The sequence below is a fragment of the Burkholderia sp. Tr-862 genome (genome assembly GCF_011753085.1).
Classification (GTDB): domain Bacteria; phylum Pseudomonadota; class Gammaproteobacteria; order Burkholderiales; family Burkholderiaceae; genus Burkholderia; species Burkholderia ambifaria.
Genome location: NZ_VWWG01000113.1, coordinates 1 through 21,414, shown reverse-complemented (window position 1 = coordinate 21,414; position 21,414 = coordinate 1). Strand labels below are relative to the sequence as shown.

General features: G+C 64.5%; 18 protein-coding genes and 2 pseudogenes. 10 read left to right on the top strand and 10 right to left on the bottom strand.

Annotation, left to right across the window (positions count from 1 at the left end; all coding sequences use genetic code 11):
* From F3J14_RS24590 to F3J14_RS24580, 3 genes and pseudogenes are all read left to right on the top strand, one after another.
* Positions 1-160: pseudogene (locus F3J14_RS24590) on the top strand (3-hydroxybutyrate dehydrogenase); the annotation flags it as partial.
* Positions 161-290: 130 nt separating this feature from the next.
* Entirely contained in the window at positions 291-1,508 is a 1,218-nt protein-coding gene (locus F3J14_RS24585; protein ID WP_166725198.1) for a patatin-like phospholipase family protein, read from the top strand.
* 60 nt (positions 1,509-1,568) lie between these two features.
* On the top strand, positions 1,569-2,033 hold the full coding sequence (locus tag F3J14_RS24580; RefSeq protein ID WP_166725197.1) for a hypothetical protein: 465 nt from the start codon (positions 1,569-1,571) through the stop codon (positions 2,031-2,033).
* Positions 2,034-2,177: 144 nt separating this feature from the next.
* Here F3J14_RS24580 and F3J14_RS24575 read toward each other — a convergent pair whose 3' ends face one another.
* A complete protein-coding gene (locus F3J14_RS24575) occupies positions 2,178-3,062 on the bottom strand; it encodes a LysR family transcriptional regulator (protein WP_166725196.1) in 885 nt (294 codons plus the stop codon).
* A 119-nt stretch (positions 3,063-3,181) separates the two neighbouring features.
* On the opposite strand from F3J14_RS24575, the gene argC reads away from it, so the two are divergent.
* Positions 3,182-4,129, top strand: a complete 948-nt coding sequence (argC, locus tag F3J14_RS24570) for an N-acetyl-gamma-glutamyl-phosphate reductase (protein ID WP_166725195.1) — start codon at positions 3,182-3,184, stop codon at positions 4,127-4,129.
* 169 nt (positions 4,130-4,298) lie between these two features.
* Here the strand turns inward: argC and F3J14_RS24565 are convergent, their stop codons facing one another.
* On the bottom strand, positions 4,299-5,222 hold the full coding sequence (locus F3J14_RS24565; RefSeq protein ID WP_166725194.1) for a LysR substrate-binding domain-containing protein: 924 nt from the start codon (positions 5,220-5,222) through the stop codon (positions 4,299-4,301).
* 118 nt (positions 5,223-5,340) lie between these two features.
* On the opposite strand from F3J14_RS24565, the gene F3J14_RS24560 reads away from it, so the two are divergent.
* Positions 5,341-6,426 carry a tartrate dehydrogenase gene (locus F3J14_RS24560; RefSeq protein WP_166725193.1) on the top strand — a complete coding sequence of 362 codons (1,086 nt, stop codon included), beginning with the start codon at positions 5,341-5,343 and terminating at the stop codon, positions 6,424-6,426.
* 483 nt (positions 6,427-6,909) lie between these two features.
* On the opposite strand, the pseudogene F3J14_RS24555 reads toward F3J14_RS24560, so the two are convergent.
* From F3J14_RS24555 to F3J14_RS24540, 4 genes and pseudogenes are all read right to left on the bottom strand, one after another.
* A pseudogene (locus tag F3J14_RS24555) lies at positions 6,910-7,388 on the bottom strand (nuclear transport factor 2 family protein).
* A gap of 55 nt (positions 7,389-7,443) precedes the next feature.
* Positions 7,444-8,058 (bottom strand): TetR/AcrR family transcriptional regulator, encoded by a 615-nt coding sequence (locus F3J14_RS24550; RefSeq protein WP_166725191.1) that lies wholly within the window; start codon positions 8,056-8,058, stop codon positions 7,444-7,446.
* Between the two features lie 700 nt (positions 8,059-8,758).
* Positions 8,759-9,787 (bottom strand): L-threonine 3-dehydrogenase, encoded by a 1,029-nt coding sequence (tdh, locus tag F3J14_RS24545; RefSeq protein WP_166725190.1) that lies wholly within the window; start codon positions 9,785-9,787, stop codon positions 8,759-8,761.
* A gap of 13 nt (positions 9,788-9,800) precedes the next feature.
* Entirely contained in the window at positions 9,801-11,000 is a 1,200-nt protein-coding gene (locus tag F3J14_RS24540) for a glycine C-acetyltransferase (protein ID WP_166725189.1), read from the bottom strand.
* A 161-nt stretch (positions 11,001-11,161) separates the two neighbouring features.
* Here F3J14_RS24540 and F3J14_RS24535 point away from each other — a divergent pair, with 161 nt between their 5' ends.
* The 3 genes from F3J14_RS24535 to F3J14_RS24525 all read left to right on the top strand — a co-directional run bounded on the left by F3J14_RS24535 (position 11,162) and on the right by F3J14_RS24525 (position 13,396).
* A complete protein-coding gene (locus tag F3J14_RS24535; protein WP_166725188.1) occupies positions 11,162-11,773 on the top strand; it encodes an XRE family transcriptional regulator in 612 nt (203 codons plus the stop codon).
* Positions 11,774-11,902: 129 nt separating this feature from the next.
* Entirely contained in the window at positions 11,903-12,280 is a 378-nt protein-coding gene (locus F3J14_RS24530; RefSeq protein WP_166725187.1) for a DUF2471 family protein, read from the top strand.
* Between the two features lie 102 nt (positions 12,281-12,382).
* On the top strand, positions 12,383-13,396 hold the full coding sequence (locus tag F3J14_RS24525; protein WP_166725186.1) for a tyrosine-type recombinase/integrase: 1,014 nt from the start codon (positions 12,383-12,385) through the stop codon (positions 13,394-13,396).
* A gap of 139 nt (positions 13,397-13,535) precedes the next feature.
* Here F3J14_RS24525 and F3J14_RS24520 read toward each other — a convergent pair whose 3' ends face one another.
* Positions 13,536-14,717 carry a DNA-binding protein gene (locus F3J14_RS24520; protein WP_166725200.1) on the bottom strand — a complete coding sequence of 394 codons (1,182 nt, stop codon included), beginning with the start codon at positions 14,715-14,717 and terminating at the stop codon, positions 13,536-13,538.
* 1,822 nt (positions 14,718-16,539) lie between these two features.
* On the opposite strand from F3J14_RS24520, the gene F3J14_RS24515 reads away from it, so the two are divergent.
* Positions 16,540-17,904 (top strand): replication initiation protein, encoded by a 1,365-nt coding sequence (locus F3J14_RS24515; protein ID WP_012365031.1) that lies wholly within the window; start codon positions 16,540-16,542, stop codon positions 17,902-17,904.
* Positions 17,905-17,994: 90 nt separating this feature from the next.
* Here the strand turns inward: F3J14_RS24515 and F3J14_RS24510 are convergent, their stop codons facing one another.
* Both F3J14_RS24510 and parA read right to left on the bottom strand, forming a co-directional pair.
* Positions 17,995-19,056: a ParB/RepB/Spo0J family partition protein gene (locus F3J14_RS24510; protein WP_166725185.1), complete on the bottom strand. Its 1,062-nt coding sequence runs from the start codon at positions 19,054-19,056 to the stop codon at positions 17,995-17,997.
* Between the two features lie 23 nt (positions 19,057-19,079).
* Positions 19,080-19,742, bottom strand: coding sequence for a ParA family partition ATPase (gene parA, locus F3J14_RS24505; protein WP_006751663.1), 663 nt, complete (start codon positions 19,740-19,742; stop codon positions 19,080-19,082).
* 996 nt (positions 19,743-20,738) lie between these two features.
* Here parA and arsC point away from each other — a divergent pair.
* Positions 20,739-21,095, top strand: a complete 357-nt coding sequence (gene arsC / locus F3J14_RS24500; protein WP_166725199.1) for an arsenate reductase (glutaredoxin) — start codon at positions 20,739-20,741, stop codon at positions 21,093-21,095.
* 124 nt (positions 21,096-21,219) lie between these two features.
* Here arsC and F3J14_RS24495 read toward each other — a convergent pair.
* Positions 21,220-21,414 (bottom strand): hypothetical protein (locus tag F3J14_RS24495; RefSeq protein WP_247682283.1); only part of this gene is annotated, 195 nt, incomplete at its 5' end.

The window sequence follows — 21,414 nt, the reverse complement described above, 5'->3', positions numbered from 1 at the left end:
AGAGGAAGTGATCAAGAAGGTGATGCTCGGCAACACGGTCGACGGCGTGTTCACGACGGTGCAGGACGTCGCGCAGACGGTGCTGTTCCTGTCGGCGTTCCCGAGCGCCGCGCTCACGGGGCAGTCGTTCATCGTCAGCCACGGCTGGTTCATGCAGTAATGTCTTCGCCTCCCTGACGGGAGGCGATTCCCGCACCACCGCCCATTCTCAAGACTCACGATGGCATGACGTCGATCAACGTCACGCCATCCGTCTCCGCCATCAACGGCGGCATTTCTCGGAGCAACTGATGAAACCGCACGCGCGTACAGAAAAGCAGGCCGTCGATGCGGCGGACCTGCATCACGAGGCCGGCGCACCGGCCGCTGCGCGGTCGCTGCCATACGAAACGATCGCGCTCGTCCTGCAGGGCGGCGGCGCGCTCGGCGCGTATCAGGCCGGCGTGTTCGAAGGGCTGCATGAAGCGAACGTTCCGCTCGACTGGATCGCAGGCATCTCGATCGGCGCGCTCAACACCGCGCTGATCGCCGGCAACGCGCCCGAACATCGCGTCGAGCGGCTGCGCGAATTCTGGGAAACGATCTGCCAGCCGGCGTTCTTTCCCGCGATGCCGGCCGCGTTCGAATTCGCGCTGTTCAACAGCATCGACCAGATCCGCACGTTCTTCACCGCGTCGCAGGCCGCGAGCGCGATGATGCAGGGCCAGCAGGGCTTCTTCGTACCGCGTTTCCCGCCGCCGATGCCGGGCGTGTCCGATCATCCGGAAAAGATCAGCTGGTACGACACGTCGGCGCTGCGCGCGACGCTGCTGAAGCTGTGCGATTTCGACCGGATCAACTCGGGCGAGACGCGCGTGTCGGTCGGCGCGGTCAACGTCGGCACCGGCAACTTCGTGTACTTCGACAACTCGCGCATTCGCCTCACGCCCGAGCACTTCATGGCATCCGGCGCGCTGCCGCCCGCGTTCCCGCCCGTCGAGATCGACGGCGAGTACTACTGGGACGGCGGCGTCGTGTCGAACACGCCGCTGATGGAAGTGCTGCGCGCGCGCCCGCGCCGCGACACGCTCGCGTTCCAGGTCGATCTGTGGAGCGCTCGCGGGCCGCTGCCGCGCACGATGGCCGATGTCGCGGAACGCACGAAGGACGTGCAGTATTCGAGCCGCACGCGTTTCGTCACCGACACGCTGCAGCGCGAACAGCGCTACCGCAACGTGCTGCGCCACGTGCTCGAGCAGGTGCCGGAAGAGCAGCGCAAGAACGATCCTTGGTGCGTCGAGGCTGATGCGATGTCGAGCGGGAAGAAGTACAACATCCAGCACCTGATCTATCAGCAGAAGGCGTACGAGCACCACTACAAGGACTATCAGTTCGGTCTGTCGACGATGCGCGACCACTGGTCCGCGGGTCTCGACGACATCCGCAAGACGCTCGCGGTCAAGGACGGCCTCGCGCTGCCCGTCAACGATGCGGGCTTCGTCACGCACGACATTCACCGCCGCCGGTAATGCCGTGTGCGGCGGACCGGCGCGCTGCCTGCGCCGGTCCGTCCTCTTTTCCGATTCAACATGCCGATTTTCATTGCGCTGTTCGCGCTCATCGCCATTGGATGGGGCGCGGTTCACCTGTTTCACGTCATCGCCGCGCAGTTCGGCCAGCCGGTCGCGATCGCGGCCGCCGTGCTCGCCGGCGCCATCCTGATCGCGCTGATCGCGTGGTGGATCAAACGCCGCCGCGACATCGCGCCGAACACGAAAGAGCAAGGCTGGACCCACATCGTGCATCGCGCATGGGGCGAGGTGCGCGTGTCCGCGTCGCAGGGGCTGCTGTGGCTGTCGCAAGACGGCGCGGACGGCCGCTATACGCTGTCGCAGCTCGATGGCTGCGAGGCCGCGCCGATCGACGGCCGCTGGCATCTGGTCGTGCGCGTGCGCGACGCGGTGCGCGGCGAATGGCAGCTGCCGATGATGGACAAGCGCGATGCACGGCGCTGGGCGCGCGTGCTGATGCTCGCGAGGGACAACCGGCTGTAACGGGCCCGAGCCGCGTGCCGGCGCCGGCACAAGCCGGCCCGCATGTGGCCGCACCGTGCGACAGGCTGAAGCGTTCGGCCTCGCGCATGCCGCGTCCGGTCGAGTCGCCACCGCGGCGTGCGTCCTGAACGGCGGCGCGATTCGCTATCGCGCGCCGAGCGCCCACAACGCGTCGAGCACGTGCTGTGTCGAGCGCTCGACCGGGCCGACCCGATGCGCGATCCCCAGTTCACGCCACAACGCCGGCCGCAGCGGCCGCATCACGATGCGTGCGTCGGGCGGCGGGGCGCCCGCCTCGTGCGGCAGCAGCGTCGCGCCGTAACCCGCGGCGACCAGACTCTTGATCGCATCGTTGTAGTTGAGTTCGATGCGCGGCTCGGGCCGATGGCCGCCGAGCGCGAACCATTCCGTCGTGAGCCGCGACAGGCGCGTGGTCGCATCGTTGAGAATCAGCGGACGCGTGGCCAGATAGGCCGGCGTCACACGCGCCGGAAGCCGCCAGTCCGCGGGCAGGAAGGCCAGCACCGGATCGCGCCGCCACGCGCGGATCGACAGCCCCGCGACCGCCGGCTGCGGCAGCGCGACCAGCCCGACGTCGAGCGTGCCCTGCGCGATGCGCGCCAGCGTGTCTTGCGACGTGAGCACCGCGATCTGGACGTCGATATCCGGATGCCGCTCGCGCAACCGGGCCACCGCCTGCGGCAACAGATGAGCGATCGCCCCGGTCGATGCGCCGAGCCGCACACGCCCGGTGAGCCCCTGCACTTGTCGCTCCACGTCGACGAGGGTCGACTCGACCTCGGCCAGTAGACGCCGCGCCCGCTCCACCAGCACGGCACCGATGGTCGACGGCTGCACGTTTCCGCGCGTGCGCGACAGCAACGGCGCGCCGATGCGGCTTTCGAGTTCGGCGACATGAAGACTGACCGTCGGCGGCGCCAGATGAAGCAGCTGCGCGGCGGCCACGAACGATCCCTGGTCGGCAATCGCGACCAGCGTACGCAGTCGGTCCAGACTGATCTCGCGCATGCGTCACCTCTCGTTCAGGAAAACTGAATCCGGCAATCAGGAAATTCAACTTTTCCTATTCTAGGCGTTCGGTGGACGATACGGCTTTCCCGATGCCCGAAACGAGGAACGCGACCATCATGAGCCTCCCCATTGTCTACATCGACGGCGACCAAGGTACGACCGGATTGCAGATCCACGAGCGCCTGCGGGATCGCACCGACCTGCGGCTCGTCACGCTGCCGGATGCCGAACGCAAGGACCCCGCACGACGCGCCGAAGCCATCAACGCATCCGATATCGCGATTCTGTGCCTGCCCGACGCCGCGGCGCGCGAAGCGGTCGGCTTCATCCGGAATCCGGCGGTACGCGTGATCGACGCAAGTTCGGCGCATCGCACCGCCCCGGATTGGGTCTACGGTTTTCCCGAGATGGTCGACGGACACGCGCAGACAATCGCGCACGCGCGGCGCGTCACCAATCCGGGCTGCTATCCGACCGGCGCGATCGGCCTGCTTCGGCCGCTGCAACAGGCGGGCCTGCTGCCGCGCGATTACCCGGTGAGCATCCATGTGGTGTCCGGTTACTCGGGCGGCGGGCGTGCCGCCGTCGACGCGTTCGAATCGAACGACGCCGCACGCGCGCAACCGCTTCAGGTCTATGGCCTCGCGCTCGCGCACAAGCATGTGCCCGAGATCCAGCTGCATGCCGGGCTCGCACACCGTCCGCTGTTCGTGCCGGCTTACGGCGCCTATCGGCAGGGCATCGTGCTGACCGTGCCGATCGAGCTGCGCCTCCTCCCGGCCGGCGTGACCGGTGAGGCGCTGCACGCGTGTCTCGCGCACCATTACGCCGGCGCGCGCCACGTCGAGGTCACGCCGCTCGCGGATACGCGCGCGATCACGCATCTCGATCCGCAAGCGCTGAACGGGTCGAACGACCTGCGGCTCAGCGTGTTCTTCAATGCCGATCACGGTCAGGTGCTGCTGGCCGCCGTGTTCGACAATCTCGGCAAAGGGGCCTCCGGCGCGGCCGTGCAGAATCTCGACCTGATGCTCGGTGCGACAAGCGCGGCGAAAGCGGCATAAGCGGCATCAGCCGCGCGCGGGGCACCATCGTCGGTCGGCCCGGCGCATCGCGGTCGCCGATGCGTCGGTGCCTGCTGAACGCAGCGGCTCGCGACGCGGCTGCATGCCGTAAACGGGCGCCTGCCGATGCGCCGCACATGCCCCCGTAAAAGCTCACCTTTGGCCGATTTCAGCCCGCATCCTCGCTCGCCGTGGCATTCAACCCGGCGAGCGCCTCCACCAGAAAATCGACGCACACGCGCACCTTCGCCGACGCCGCGACGCGTTCCGGATACACGGCCCAGATGTTCGCCGGCTGAATCGCGTCCGGCAGCACGCGACAGAGCTCGCCGCGCTCGATCAGCGGCGCCGCTTCCCAGATCGAACGCAGCACGATCCCGCGTCCGGCCAGCGCCCATTGCACGGCCACCTCGCCGTGGTTCGTCGACAGCGCGCCGCCGACCTTCACCGTTGCCGTTTCCCCGCGCACGTTCAACCGCCAGACGCCGAACGGATGGTCGCGCTCCTTGATTGCGAGACAGTCGTGAGACGCGAGATCCGCGAGCGTGCGCGGCGTGCCGCGCCGTGCGAGATAGTCGGGCGACGCGCACAGCACGCGATGGTTGGTGGCGAGGCGGCGCGCGATCAGGTGGTCGGCGATCTCGTCGCCGATACGCACGTCGAGGTCGTAGCCTTCGCCCGCGACGTCGACGAGCCGGTCGAACAGATCGAGCCGCACGTTGAGCTGCGGATAGCGCGCGGAGAAGTCGAGCAGCGCCGGCGCGACGACATGGCGGCCGAAGCCGAAGCTGCTCGAAATGCGCAGCGTGCCGCGCGGCACCGTGCGCGTGGTCGACACGTCCTCGACGAGATGATCGACGTCGTCGAGAATCTTCTCGGCACGCGCGAACACGCGCTCGCCGGCTTCCGTGACCGTCACGCGGCGCGTCGAGCGATGCAGCAGGCGCGTGCCGAGCTGCGCCTCGAGCAGCGCGATGCGCTTGCTCACGTACGCGGGCGACACCGCGAGCTGCTCGGCGGCCGCGCTGAAGCTCGTCAGGCGGACGACCAGGCTGAACACGCGCAGGTCGTCGAGATTCGGCGATTTGTTCACGATTCGTGTAAAGTCGATTAACCTTTCACGTGATTTTAATCTGATTGGAAATAAATAAAATGGGCGTCATGTTCCGCCGCGCACGCTGCCGGCGGCCCGACCAGCCAAGGAGGCTTGCATGAGCGACAAGACATACAGGATTGCCGTCATCCCCGGTGACGGCATCGGCCGTGAAGTGATGCCCGAGGGCCTGCGCGCGCTCGACGCCGTAACCGCGCGCTTCGGCATCCGCTTCCAGTTCGAGCAGATCGACTGGGCGAGCTGCGATTACTACGCGCAGCACGGCAAGATGATGCCGGACGACTGGAAGGCGCAGCTGTCGGGCATGGACGCGATCCTGTTCGGCGCGGTCGGCTGGCCCGCGACGGTGCCCGACCACATTTCGCTGTGGGGTTCGCTGCTGAAGTTCCGCCGCGAGTTCGACCAGTACATCAACCTGCGGCCCGCGCGCCTGTTCGACGGCGTGCCGTCGCCGCTGGCCGGCCGCAAGGCGGGCGACATCGACTTCATGATCGTGCGCGAGAACACCGAGGGCGAATATTCGTCCGTCGGCGGCACGATGTTCGAAGGCACCGAACGCGAAGTGGTCATGCAGCAGTCGATCTTCACGCGCCACGGCACCGAGCGCGTGCTGAAGTTCGCGTTCGAGCTCGCCCAGCGCCGCGCGAAGCGGCTGACCGTCGCGACGAAGAGCAACGGCATCGCGATCAGCATGCCGTGGTGGGACGCGCGCGCGGCCGAAATGGGCGAGCGTTATCCCGAGATCGCCGTGGACAAGCAGCACATCGACATCCTGTGCGCGCGCTTCGTGCTGCAGCCCGACCGCTTCGACGTCGTCGTCGCGTCGAACCTGTTCGGCGACATCCTTTCCGACCTCGGGCCGGCCTGTACGGGCACGATCGGCATCGCGCCGTCGGCGAACCTCAACCCCGATCGCACGTTTCCGTCACTGTTCGAGCCGGTGCACGGCTCCGCGCCGGACATCACGGGCCAGTACATCGCGAACCCGATTGCAATGATCTGGTCGGCGGCGCTGATGCTCGACTTCCTCGGCAACGGCGCCGGGCGCGAGCGCGAAGCGCACGACGCGATCGTCGCGGCGATCGAGGACGTGCTGCGCGCCGGGCCGCGCACGCGCGATCTGGGCGGCCAGGCAGGAACGCAGGAAGTCGGTGAGGCGATCGCGGCGCGCATCGCCGGCTGACGGAACGATGTGAAGGGTGCGCCAGGTGGTCGATGGATGTCGTGTTCGAGGGTGAGCAACACGACTGACTGCCGCGCACCTTTGTCTATTTCAATGCGCGCGTTTGCATGCGTGCGTTTCGATGTCGATGTCGATGTCGAACGGTGAGTTGCATCACGCATCGATGCACACCGATTGAATCTCACCGTGCGTTTGGCGAAGGTGCCTCCAATGCCGTGTTCGAATTACGTGCGCTTCGCGTGCGAGCGGCAACCGATCACGCACGTCGATGCGCGCGGTACTTCCGTGAGCGCATTCGCGCCGTTCCCTCGACGATTGATCGGTGAGATGCCGAGCGAGAAAAATCACACCGTCCCGCACAGAATGCCCCATCTCCCGTAAACACTCACCTCAACACGCAGCTCCCGTATTTCCTCACCATTGAGCACAGATGACGCGCTCGATACACGATCGAGCGCGTCCACGCGTCGTCATCGTGCTGCGTCACAGCCCGAGATCGGACAGGCTCGGATGATCGTCCGGACGGCGGCCGAGCGGCCAGTGGTACAGGCGATCCGCTTCGCGAATCGGCAGGTCGTTGATGCTCGCGTGGCGATGCGCCATCAATCCGTTTTCGTCGAACTCCCAGTTCTCGTTCCCGTATGAGCGGAACCAGTTGCCCGCGTCGTCATGCCATTCGTATGCGAAACGCACCGCGATGCGATTGCCGCCGAACGCCCACAGCTCCTTGATCAATCGATAGTCGAGCTCGCGCCTCCATTTCCGCTGCAGCAGGCCGACGATCTCGTCGCGGCCCGTCACGAACTCCGCGCGATTGCGCCACTGGCTCTGCGGCGTGTAGGCAAGCGAGACGCGCTGCGGGTCGCGCGTGTTCCACGCATCTTCGGCGGCGCGCACTTTCTGGCGCGCCGTGTCGAGCGTGAACGGCGGAACGGGGGACGAACTTCCGGGGAAGCGGACATGGAATGCTCCTGTTCAAGATTCTGGCTGCGCACGAGCGCAACCGGTTGGGACGCACTACTTCGATGCTCGAGACACCGTATCGAGCAAGAGTTCTGCCGTTGCGCGCGCATCGCGCGCGGCGGTCACATCGCCGCTGACGAGCGCCACGCCGATCGCGCCGTCGATCAGCACCAGCCATTGACGCGCGAGGCGGGCCAGCCCGCGACGCTCGATTCCGGTGTCGTCGGCATACGCGTCGAGCCGCTCGCGCACGAACGCCAGCAGGCGCTCCTTGTGCATACGCGCGACGACGCGCACGGGATCGTCGGCGTCGGCAATCTCGCCGGATGCGTTCAGGAACGCGCAGCCGTGAAAATCGGGTTGCGCAAACCAGTCGCGCAGCACATCGAACATGCCGAGCAAGTGCGCGCGCGGCGACTTGCCGCGCGAGAGCGTTGCATCGACGAACCAGCGCATCCAGCGTTCGTCACGGCGCTCGAGCGCGGCGACGACCAGCGCCTCCTTCGATTCGAAATGCGAATAAAAGCTCTTTCGCGCGGCGCCGGATCGCTTCACGATCGCATCGACACCCGTGGCGTGGATGCCGCCCGAATAGATCAGCGCTTCGGCCGCGTCGAGCAGCCGATTGCGAACGGCCGGTTCGCCGGAGAGGTCATCATGTGTGTTCATGGGTTTACGGTAGAACGATCGTTCTCCCTCGTCAACACCCGCGCGAAATGGCCCTGTCGGCGGGAGGGCCGGACGCCGTCTGGTGCCGATGGCGGACGGCGGTGGCTCGTCGTGTCGAGTCCGCGGTTCGAATCGCGATGGTTGAACGGTGAGGGGATCAAATAGCGGGCAGCGCACCGATCGATGTCGACCGGCAGCCTGACGGGTGAGTTCGCACGTCATTGATCGCCTCACGCATCGAGGCTGAGGGGTGATCGCGCTGCGTGGTGAGGTGCTGCCGATGTGCCGCCGCGGGAACAGAGCAAAGCCGTCGCAAGCGGATGATGCGGCTAGGGCTCGCTATTCAAGTGCGGCAAGCGAAACGCAAGGGCAGGAAGAAAGACACGCGGCGGGCGACGCGACAGAAGGGACGAGGGCGCGGCCTCGATGGGTGAGGTGCATGCGCGATTGCATGTCACCGATGCGTCCAGCGGAATCGACGCGTGATCGCCCACGTTTCGCAAACGAGAAGGTGCGTGTCACCCGCTGCATTGCACGCCCAAACGCGCCATCGAAGCGCGATCGAGCCGCCATTCGGCACGCGAGCACAGCTCCCGAATAATCTCACCTTACGCGTTTGTCGAAGCTGAGCGGCCCCGCAAACGCGCGTGCCGGCACGCGCGGGGCAGCCGGCAAACGCGCCGCGCTGCCCCACCGGCACTCAGACCGTCCAGTCGAGAATCACCTTGCCGCTTTCACCGGACAGCATCGCGGCGAAGCCTTTCTCGTAATCGTCGGCTGCAAAGCGATGCGTGATGATCGGCGACAGATCGAGGCCGCTTTGCAGCATCGCGACCATCTTGTACCAGGTCTCGAACATCTCGCGACCGTAGATGCCCTTGATCTCGAGCCCCTTGAAGATCACCTGGTTCCAGTCGATCGCCGTCTGCGCGGGCGGAATGCCGAGCAGCGCAACCTTGCCGCCGTGATTCATCGCCTCGAGCATGCTCGTGAACGCGCTCGGCACGCCCGACATCTCGAGGCCGACGTCGAAGCCTTCCGTCATGCGCAGGTCGGCCATCACGTCGCGCAGCGACTCGCGCGCGACGTTGACCGCGCGCGTCGCACCCATCTTGCGCGCGAGTTCGAGCCGATAGTCGTTGATGTCGGTGATCACGACGTTGCGTGCGCCGACATGCTTCGCGATCGCGACGGCCATGACGCCGATCGGGCCCGCGCCGGTGATCAGCACGTCCTCGCCGACGAGATTGAACGACAGCGCCGTGTGCGTCGCGTTGCCGAACGGATCGAAGATCGACGCGAGATCGTCGGAAATCTCGGGCGGGATCTTGAACGCGTTGAACGCGGGAATCGCCAGATACTCGGCGAACGCGCCCTCGCGGTTCACGCCGACGCCGACGGTGTTGCGGCACAGATGCCGGCGCCCGGCACGACAGTTGCGACAGAAACCGCACGTGATGTGGCCTTCGCCGGACACGCGATCGCCGATCGCGAAGCCGCGCACTTCCTGTCCCATCTCGACGATCTCGCCGACGTATTCGTGGCCGACGTGCATCGGCACGGGAATCGTTTTCTGCGCCCAGTCGTCCCACTTCCAGATATGGATGTCGGTGCCGCAGATCGCCGTGCGGCGAATCTTGATCAGCACGTCGTTGTGTCCGACTTCGGGGCGCTTCACGCGCGTGAGCGTGAGGCCCGGGCCGCGTTCGAGCTTTGCCAGTGCTTTCATGGTCGCGCCTCCGTCAGATGATGCCGAGCGACTTGCCGACGCGCACGAACGCGGCGACCGTCTGATCGATCTGTTCGGGGGTATGCGCGGCGCTCATCTGCGTGCGGATGCGCGCGCGACCGCGTGGCACCACCGGGAACGAGAAGCCGATCACATAGACGCCTTCGGCGAGCAACTTGTCGGCCATGTTCGTCGCGAGCTGCGCGTCGCCGAGCATCACCGGGATGATCGGATGCGCGCCCGGCACAAGCGTGAAGCCCGCGGCGGTCATCTGCTCGCGGAACCGCACGCCGTTCTCGCGCACGCGTTCGCGCAACTTCGCGCCTTCGTCGCTGCCGAGCAGCTCCAGCACCTTCAGCGATGCCGCGGCGATGCTCGGCGTCAGCGTGTTCGAGAACAGGTACGGACGCGAACGCTGGCGCAGCAGCTCGATCACCTCGCGACGCGCGGCGACATAGCCGCCCGATGCGCCGCCCAGCGCCTTGCCGAGCGTGCCGGTGATGATGTCGACGCGACCGTCGACGCCGCAGTGCTCGGGCGTGCCGCGGCCATGCGCGCCGATGAAGCCGACCGCGTGCGAGTCGTCGACCATCACGAGTGCGCCATAACGATCGGCGAGGTCGCAGATGCCTTTCAGGTCGGCGATGATGCCGTCCATCGAGAACACGCCGTCGGTGGCGATCAGCTTGTGGCGCGCGCCCGCTGCGTCGGCTTCCTTCAGCTTCGCCTCGAGGTCCGACAGGTCGTTGTTCTTGTAACGGAAACGCTTCGCCTTGCAGAGGCGGATGCCGTCGATGATGCTCGCGTGGTTCAGCTCGTCGCTGATCACCGCGTCGTTCCCGTCGAGCAGCGTCTCGAACAGGCCGCCGTTCGCATCGAAGCAGCTCGAATAGAGGATGCTGTCCTCGGTGCCGAGAAACGACGCCAGCGCGCTTTCGAGCTGCTTGTGCACGGTTTGCGTGCCGCAGATGAAGCGCACCGATGCCATGCCGAAGCCGTCCTGGTCGAGGCCGGCCTGCGCCGCGGCGATCAGGCGCGGATCGTTCGCCAGGCCCAGATAGTTGTTCGCGCAGAAATTCAGCACGCCGGCACCGCCGGCAAGCCGCACGGCCGCCGCCTGGGGACTCGCGATCTCGCGCTCGGTCTTGTAAAAACCGTCCGCGCGGATCTGGTCGAGCGTCCCGCGCACCTGGGCGAGAAAGGCATCACGCATCGCAAAGCTCCTGACAGGGATTCGCATTCCGCAGCACCCCGCTCGTGGCGGAGGCGCAACGGCCTGCTACTGTTATAGTCGGTCGTTCGGTTGACCGCATTTATCCAATATTCCGAACTAGAATTCGAAATACCGAACAACTCTAAGCGAACGGAAACCAAATGGCAAGTTCCTCCGCGTCGCGGCGCACGCCTGCCGCCGCCGCACCGCAGCCGCCGGGCGTGACGCCGCCGCGGGTCGGCGAGCAAATCCAGCGCCTGCGCAACGAGCGCAAGCTGACGCTCGACGACCTGTCGCGCGCGGCCGGCGTATCGAAGTCGATGCTCTCCGAGATCGAGCGCGACAAGGCCAATCCGACGATCGCGGTAGCGTGGCGGCTCACCAACGCGCTCGGCATCACGCTCGACGAACTGTTCTCGCAACCGAAGGCGGCGGAGACGATCCGCGTGGACGGCCCGCACGACATTCCGACGCTCGCCGGTCACGACGGCCGCTATCAGTTGCGCGTATGGGGCCCGATCGACCTGGCCGGCAAGTTCGAGTGGTACGAACTGACGCTGCCGGGTGGCGGCGCGCTCGTGTCGAACGCGCATGAACCCGGCACGCGCGAGCACCTCACCGTGCTGCAGGGCGCGATGGAAATCGAAGCCGCAGCCGCGAGCCGGCGCCTGAAGTCGGGGGACACCGCACGCTACGCGGCCGACACGCCGCATGCGATCCGCAACCCCGGCAAGGCCGAGGCGCGCGCATTACTGATCGTGATTCATCGCTGAAAATGCGGATAGCTGGCCGAAAGGCCGGTTGCGGAAAATACTGTATGTTTGTACAGTATACGGACATTCCGCCATGCATGGCCGGGGGTGGCGCACCGAGGCGCCTGCTCCGGTCGACAGGAGCCTGCGATGACAGAAGAACAAGATTTGGCCGCGCTCAGCTTCAAGGCTGCCGCGCACGACCTCGAGCTGATCGTCCGCCATATAGCCGCGCGCTACATCCGTCAGCGCGTCCCGCTGTCGTGGCGCCTGCTGCACGCCATCGAAGCCGAGGCGCTCGCCGATCTCGGCTTTGCCAGCCGGCACGACGCCGGCATGCGTCAACTGTTCGAACGGCCGTCGGACATGACCTTTCCCGAAACGGACGATCCGATCGACTTCGGCCGGTCGAATGCGCTGCCCGCCGTCTTCTCGTTCGCGGTCCTCGCGTATGAAGCCGCGGCGCGGTCGCAGGAGGCCGCACCCCGCGAGCGCGTTCAACGTCCGTCCAAGGCATGGGGCGATTGACGCCAGGCCCGGATCGTCCGACACGGCGGCCGGCTCCCGCATCCTCCTGCCCGCGATGTTGCGCAAAGGGCTACCATATACGCAACTAACGGAATAAATAACATGTCCCTTCCCACGCCCTCCGACACTCCGGCACGCCCAGAAGAAAAGGATCTGTTCGACCGCGGCGCATCCGACTGGATCGTGTCGCCCGAAACCGCATTCGACGCATGGCTTGCCATGCAGGACTACCGCCGTTCGTCAGCCGACGTCTATCGCGCACAATGGGGTGCCTTTCTCACGTGGCTGCGTGCACACCAGAAAAACCTGGCGACGGTCGATACCGCATCGATCGCGAACTTCGTCGGCGAGCTTCCTATCCGGAAAACGCAGCGAATGCGCTATCTGCGGTTGATCGAGCGCGTGCTCGACCATATCCGGCGCACCGAGCTCGCGTCCACCAACCCCGCGCGCTTCATTGCTCAGGATGGCGAAGCGAACTGGCGCCAGGCACGCGACAACGAGCCGACCGGCTTCCTGACACCGGCCGAACGCGCGAAGTTGCTGGCCTACCTGTTTTCGCCGATCGGCGTATCGGGCTCCGCCTACTGGAAGGAGCGGCGCGACCGCGCGCTCGTCGCTGCGTTTCTCGGTGCCGGCGTGAAGACCGGCGAAGCACGTGCGCTTACCATTAGTTGCATCAATACGAGCGGAACGTCGCTGCAGATCCCGTCGCCGCATCCGGATTTCGCGCGCGAAACCCATCTGGCGTCGTTCGCGATCGCGTTGCTCGAAGCGTGGCTCGTGGAGCGCAAGCGTCAGGAGATTCCCGGCGAGCTCGTGTTTCCGGCGTCGCACGCCGGGCGGCCGATGCACAAGGCGACAATGCTGCGCGCGATCGATGCGATCGTCGAATCGGCGGGGCTCACGTCGTCGCGCACTGCGCGCGCGAGCCCGCAAACGCTACGCAATACGTATGCGGCCGAACTGTTCGAACACGACGTGCCGCCCGAGCGGGTCGGCAAATGGCTCGGCTTCATGCGGCCGATCTCGTCGAACCGCCTGCATCGCGCGTGGAAAAACTGGCGCGATGATCTCGCGAATGGTGACGCGTCCGACCACGACGAAACTCACTGATGCCGAGCCGGCTGCTCACGCGACATGATCCGTGAGCAGCCTTGTGCGGCGTAGCCTCACCGTTTCACAGCTCCCGAAAAACCTCACCTCACGCGTCCCGGATTGCCTCACCTCTGCGATCGCTGTGCCGGCTGATGCGTCAGTCGCGTGCAAAACGCGCGATCGCTTCGAACCGGGAAGGCCACGGCCCCGACGCATGTTCGCATTCGGGGCACGATACTTCGAACCCGTCGTCGCCTTGCGACAGTTCCGGTTCACCGTCGCAATGCGGGCACTGGCTCGGCACCGGAACTTCGTGGTCCAGCGACGTACCGATCGCGGCATACGCGTCCGCATCCAGTTGACCCGCATCGGCCAGGCGCCGGATCAGCGCGGCAATTTCCGGATTCATCCCTCGGCTCGCGCGCAGCATATTCGCGTCGCGCGTCGCGCGTTCCAGTTCATCGCCCTGGCTGCGCAACTGCTCCTCGAGCCGGTCCGCACGGGCCTTGGCCGAACTCAATTGCTGAAGGAAATCGAATTCCTTGCGCTGCACGTCGCGCAAACCACTCTGGTAGGTCGACGCCATGCTGCGCAGCGAGTCCAGCTCGACCAGCATCGGTTTGACGCGACGCTCGGCTTCGGCCACCGCATCCTTGATCTGCTGCGCATAGTGTTCCGTGCGCTGCTGCAATTCTGCTTGCAGCGTATCGATGCGGTCGCGCAGCGCGGCGTTCTGCGTCTGTTCGGCGTCAACGCGGGCGGCCATCGCGGCCAGTTCCTTTTCGAGTCGGGCGATCGTGGTGAGCAGCGTCGCTTCGTTTGCCGAACCGTGCGTCGATTGCGAGGCTAGCTGCACTTCGAGCTCGGTCACGCGCGCCTGCAGCTGGTCGTTGCGGGTTTCACTGCGCGTCAGCGCGCCTTCGAGTGTTTCCTGGCGAACAGCCGCGTCGCGCAGCCGCTGTTCCGCATCGCTCACGCCGGCGCGAATCTGTTCGCGGTCGACGTCGAGGCTTTCCCTCGCCGCCTTCAATGCTTCTTCATATAGAGCGCCGAGCAACGCGCCGGCCTTTTCCTCGACCGCTTTCGGAATCGCCGCGCCGTCGAGCCGGACTTTCGACGCGGCACGGATCCGTTCCCAGAAATGGTCGATGTCCTTCGGAATGTCGCTGGCACTGCCGGTCTGGGTCAGATCGCGGACGTTGGCGGCCGACGGCCGGATGCCGAGATCGAAGAACAGGCGCTTGCACGCATGCAACGACAACTCCTGGCGGCGTGCGCCGCTCGCGCGGAGCGATTCCAGTTCTTCCCGAATGGCTTCACGCATTTCATCCAGCGTCATGACGAGGCTCACAGACATTGAGATGTTGCGATCATAACGAAATACGTATTTTTTGATACTTGTTTTGGTCGACCGTGGCGAATTTACGTCGTTGTGCACAGAAATCAGCGCTGTGAGCCGATTCGGACGAAGGAGCACGCTGATTCCGTGAAACAAAGCGAAGAAAGCGAGCCAAGTCCTTGTAGCAAAAGCGTTTTGGAGCAGACCCCGAAAAAGTGCATTTGTTTCACATGCCGAGCGTCATCGTAGCCAGTCGGTGTTCAGGGTTTGGGGTCTCTGCGGAAAACTCGGCGGCCGATGTCTTGAGAGTATTAGAAGTAAACACCCTTGAACCCTTAGTTAAAAACGTTAACGCCACGGCATAGCCTTATGTACCAAGGCTTTCCGGCCGACAAGGTGAAGTTTTACGGGAACCAAGGTGATGTTCTGCGGGAGCTGAAGTGATGGGGTTCGGGGAGCTGCGTGAGCCGATGCAGGAAAGGTCGTGAGCGGATTCGGGATCACAGTGAAACACGAGATTTCCCAAAGGTGAGGTTTTTCGGGGCCACACAGCCGCGGAACCCGCGCTGTGCCTGAACGCACAGTTTTCTGCCTGTGCAGACACAGGTGAGAATTTGCAGGACGTTCTTCGCGCCCTCATTCTGCCCATCTTTTGGGCAGTTTTCGTGAAAGGTGAGGTTTCACGGGACGCCACAGGGATTTGCTGTGAGGGTTTCCGGGAAACGATCGTCATTTTGCACCGCAAAGGTGCCCTGTGGGGCCTGTGAAGCCCCAAAGGTGAGGCTTTTCGGGAGCGAAACCCGGGTTTTCCTGGGCGGAACCCGTTGAGGTGAGCTTTTTCGGGGCATCAATCACAGGCTGTCATGCGCCATATGGGTGAGTATTTTCGGGAGCGTTATTTGCTTAAAAAGTGGTCAAAGGTGAGGCTTTTCGGGGGGCATCACAGGGCGAATTCGCTGAAAAGCCCGCCGGGACTGGCAGAAATCTGATTTTTGCTGTGCCACTTTTTGGCACAGGTGAGAATTTTCAGGAGTCGACACGCGGCTGTCGCATTCGCCCGGATGCCGGAAAGGTGAGGTTTTTCGGGGGGTGATCGTGGGTACAGCGGAACGCCTGCCGCACATAAGTATCGGATGCCATTGAGATTTTTGATACCGCGGCGGTTACGGTGAGGTTTTTCGGGAGCCGCTTTCGCATCCGCTGGAGCGCCGCTTTTTTCAATAAGGTGAGGCTTTTCGGGAGGTCCTCGCGGCTGATCCCGCGTGTGTCGGGGATTCCTTGGCATCCCGGTCACAGAATTCCGAGCCTGTGAGGTGAGAATTTTCGGGACCGACCGGTTTCTGGGCGCTGTACAATGCGCGCCCGGGCCTGTGAAACGGCTTCGAGCGGCGTCACGGAGCGCCTTTTGGCGCGGATTTCCGGATCCCGGAGCGAATTGCGGTCTCCCGGTCAGCCAAGCCTGTACATGCATACAGGCCGGTGCGGGCCCATTCGCCCGTTGTCGTGACACCCAGTAGCGACCCTGTGACAATGACCCGGAAGTGCAGTCGTAAAATTACGACAAATCGAAAGGTGAGCCGATACGGGAGCAAGTTTCGCACGTGTCGAGCACAGGCAAAAATCTGTGAATCCGCGCATCCCGCGACACGGCTGGACGAGTCCGAAACGCTGTAAAATCCGGACCGGTGAGGGTTTTCGGGAGAGGGTTGGGGTGAGTGCCGGTTTGTGCGCGCACTTCACCGGCTATGGTGAGCATGTCGTTCTGGACGCACATCACCACAGGCGCTATCCTTCCGTGAAACTTCTCCCTCCGACCCGACGCATGGCCACGAAGCGCGCCAAGAAAACCGATGTGGATGTGGTGAGTGCCAGTTCAGCCGAATTGCGTAAGGCCGTCGAGGCGATCGCGATTCAGCCGAAAAGCGGCAAGATCACCCTCCTGACCCGCAAGCTGTTCAACGTCCTGCTCGCCGTCGCGCAGCAGGCCGACGACTCGGGCGACACCTACCGCGCGCTGCTGTCGGATATCGTCGCCAACTCCGCCTTCGATTCGAACGACACCGCACTGGTGAAGGAACACCTGCGCCGCATGGTGTCGGTCCAGGTCGAATGGAGCACGGGGACGTCGAGCCAGAAGCCGGGCCGCAAGTGGGGGATCTCGACGCTGATCGCCGATGCCGAAATTCTCGAGGATCCGGCCACCCGCCGCGTGTGGGTCGAATTCTCGTTCGCACCGAAGATCAAGAAGAAGCTGCTCGACCCGGTCCAGTACGCGCGTCTGAGCCTGCAGTTCCAGAGCCAGCTGCGCAGCAGCGCCGGTCTCGCGCTCTACGAGATCTGCGTGCGCTACCTGACGAACCCGAGCCACCTGACGATGCGCGAGCCGTGGGAATGGTGGCGGCCGATCCTGTCGGGTACCCCCGATACGGAGGCCGGCGACGAGGCGAAGCGCGAGTACAAGTACTTCAAGCGCGACTATCTGCGTCCGGCGATCGCCGAGGTCAATGCGGTCACCAACATCTTCGTCGAGCTGATCGAGCATCGTGAAGGGCGGCGGGTCGCGGAGATCCAGTTCCGCGTGACCGAGCGCAAGCAGCCGATGCTCGCGCTCGACGAGCATCCGAACGTGTTCGACAGCACGCTGGTCGACCGGATGGTGAAGCTCGGGATTCCGCTCAAGGAAGCGCAGACGCTCTACGCGGACAGCGAGGAAAACCGGATTCGCGCCGCGCTGCAGATGACCGAACAGCGGATGCGCAGCACGACGCTGCCGCCGGTGCGCAGTGCGCCCGCGTTGTTCAAGGATGCGCTGAAGAAGGGTTATGCGCCGCCCGTCGAGTCCGTCGACACGCTGCCTTCCGGCATGCCCGCCGCGAAGGCCGTCGCGGCGCAGCCGGATGATCTGAAGGCGCGCCTGTTGAGCGAATTCTCGGCGTTCCGCCGCAAGGAAGCGAAGGTGCTGTACGAGGAGCAGGGCGACGCGGAGCGCGAAGTGGCGCGCGAGTCGTTCGAGTCGGAAGTGTTGCCGACGATGGGCTCGCACCTGCGTGACGACTGGCGCAAGCGCGGTCTTGATTCGAAGCTGGCCGAGACGGCGTTTTTCGACTGGCTGGCCCAGAAGACCTGGGGCGAGCCGACCGACGGCGACCTGCTGTCGTTCACCCTGAATCAATCGCGGGCCGCCTGAGGCCCGTTCAGGCCCCTCTGACGGGCCGCCGCCGGCCGCCCGCCCAACCGGCGGGCCCGGCGCATCGCCAGGCCCCGCCAGCCGTTTCCCTCACTCCGACAACAGCATCCGCTCGAGCTGCTCGAGGATCGCGTCGCGCTTGTCCTTCGGGAGGCCGCGCAGGCGCAGTTCGATGCGGTCTTCGCCATACGACTTCAGGTCGCCGACCGACTTGCCGCCGAGCTTGATCTCGAGACGCTGCGCATAGCGCTGGCGGCCCGCCGGCTTCGGCGTCTCCTGCGCCGCGACGCGGCCCTTGACGATGTCCGATACCTGGCGCGTGCTGAGATCGTCGGACACGATCTTGTTGATCAGCCGCAGCGTCGCCTCGGTGCCGCGCGCATTGTGATAGCGGCCGACCTGATACGCCATGTTCGAACCGAAGCGATCGGTGCGCGCGACCATCTCCTGCATCACGGTTTCCGGCAGCTTGCCGATCGACAGCGCAACCGCGACGGTCGACTCGTCGAGACCGAGATGTTCGGACAGTTCCTTCTGACTCTGGAAGTGCTTGTCGTCGAGGAAGCGGCGCCACACGACGGCGTTGTCGAACACCGTCTGCGAATCGCGTTGCACGTTCAGGTCGTAGCCGAGCTTGTAGCTCTGGATCCCGATCGGCACATCGATCACGATCGCCTTCACCGACTCTTTGTTCGCTTCCTTCAGCGCGCGGACGCGACGGCCGCCGTCGCTGACGAAATACGTACCCGGATTGTCGTAGTCCGGAATCACGTGGATCGCCTGCTGCTGCCCCTGCTTCGCGAGATTGACCGCGAGCTCGGCAATCGACGACTTCAGATAGAAGTGCCGCGGGTTGAACGGGCTATGCTTGATTGCCTTCAGCGGCAGTTCGATCACCTGGCCGGGCGCATAGCGATTCTCGAGGCGCCACGCGCGATATTGCGGCGATTCGTCGACAGACGGATCGAGCAGGACTTCCATAGCCGGCGGCGGCGTGATGTCCTTCTTGGCGGACTTCGTCGGGGCCGGCGTGGCCGTCTCGGACTTGACGATGCCGTCGATGGCATTGAGCCGATCAAGCGCCGTGCGCTTCTCGCTCGTCGTGATATCCGGGCGCGCTTGGAATCCTTTTGCAAATTGGGAGGGTTTCATGTGACTCCTTTATGCGCATAAAGTCAGGGCAGCATGGCGACGATTTCGTCGGCACATGCGCGGATTTCCGCGGCGGCCAGCTTGGCGCCGCGGTCGTTCATCTGCAGCACGGTCTGACCGAGCGCCATCGCTTGCTTGTACGCTTCCCGGGTCGGGATTTGCGTCTTCAACAACGGGAAGCCGAGTTCCTCGAGCGCGCGCTTGAGTTCGCGGGTCAGCATGCGCTTCTCTTCCGTCTTGTTCAGCAGGAAGACCGCACGGAGGTCTTCGTTCATCACCTGCGCCTGCTGGATCAGCTTGACCAGCCCGACGCTCGACCAGTAGTCGGCCGGCGACGACGAAGTCGGAATCACGGCGATCGATGCGGCCAGCAGCACGACGCCGGAGACCTTCTCGGTGATCGACGGCGGGCAATCGACGACGATGATGTCGTAGTCGTTGATGAACTTCTTGATCTCGCGATGGATTTGGCCGCCGGCTTCGGCGAGGTTGACGACCGGGAAAGGGATGCCGGCGTCGCTGTCACCCGATGCGCTCGACCAGTGAATCAGTGTGTTTTGACCGTCGGCGTCGATGACGAGGACGCGCTTCCCTTTCTCATGGAATGCCGCGCCGAGATGCATGGCAATCGTGCTTTTGCCGACGCCACCTTTTTGTTGAGTGACTGCAATGATTTCCGCGGCCAATTTTCACTCCTGTTTTTGGTCGTTGGAATTCTACAGGACGATATTTATATTTCAATGAAATTGTCGTTCACCAACTACGCATTGGCCATTCGGGCTATCGGTTTATGCGCATAAACGAAGGGGGGACGCCGGATGGCGGCAGTGGCTAGAGGCGAGATTTCCGGGAGTCGATGATGAGTGGAGCGAGCTTCGCGCAGGCTGATGTTTCGGGTTCGCGTTCAAGATGCCGATCGTTGAAACGTATCAGGACCTGCCCTTCCGCTTGTTGAGGGAGGACGTTGCCGAGATGGCGGTGGAGTTTGTGCGCATAAACTTCCGCGGTACCGGAGAGCATCTACGAGTCGGTGTCCTCGTTCGAGCGCGAGCCTGAACGATGAACTCTGCGCTGCTCGGGGCGACGGAATACGCGTCGTGTGTAGCGACACAGCGTTGACTGCCTCCCCCTGCCTTTATGCGCATAACCCATCGCAAGGATCTGCGGCCTTTAGCGGTCGCACGTCGGCACGCGTGGCATAAAAGTCGACCCCACGACGATGACCCGAACGCCATCGCGTATCGCCTCGCTGATCACTCGACGCATCGATGTGCATGAGCCGGCTGCGGATATCAGTGGACCGCCCCGCCCCGGGAAGCGACAGCTTTATGCGCATAAACCCAGCGACAGATAAACCGGACGGCGGTCCTCCGGGTCGTAGCGTGCAGCACGCCATAGCGATGCGCCGTGCCATTCCCCCGCGCTATTGGCCAGCGAAGACGGCTCAGGTATCGCCCCGCGCAATGCACTTTATGCGCATAAACGCATCACGGGCATCACGGGCATCACGGGCATCACGGGCATCACGGGCATCACGGGCATCACGGGTTCCGCGGCACTACCGACGCTCCACACGTCACCCGAGTATTCAATTCCCCCTTCCTCACGTGCGCCGGCACCCCACCGAAACGCCCCCATCCAGACTAGCTACAATACGGGCCTCTCTCATCCTGGCCCGAATGATGATCACGATCTATCACAACCCCCGCTGCTCGAAGTCCCGCGAGACGCTCGCGCTGGTCGAGGCGCTGAACACCACCGGCACGCCGGTGAATGTCGTCGAGTATCTGAAGACGCCACCGACGGTCGAGGAACTGGAAACGCTGCATCGTCAGCTTGGTTGCCCGGTGCGCGACATGCTTCGCGATGGCGAGGAGCCGTACAAGACGCTGGATCTGGCCCGCGGGAGTCTGACCGATGCGGAGGCCTACGAAGCGATTGCCGCCCATCCGATTCTGCTGCAGCGTCCGATCGTCGTGTATCGAGGCAAGGCAGCCATCGGCCGGCCGCCCGAGTCGGTGCGTGTGCTGTTCGATTAATTGTTGTTCGGCGTATTTTTCTTATTGCGTCAGTCCGGCGCGAGCGTGCCGGATTGATCGACCGAATTCGCGTGCCGGGGCTCGCAGCGACAATCACCTAGCGTTGCGGATCGCCTCACCGAATTCACACACTGCCGCCGACCTCGCGCGCATCCTCGCCACCGGCGCCGCACTCGATGACCGCGAGCGACCCGAGCGACCCGAGCGACCCGAGCGACCCGAGCGACCCGAGCGACCCGAGCGACCCGAGCGACCCGAGCGACCCGAGCGACCCGAGCGACCCGAGCGACCCGAGCGACCCGAGCGACCCGAGCGACCC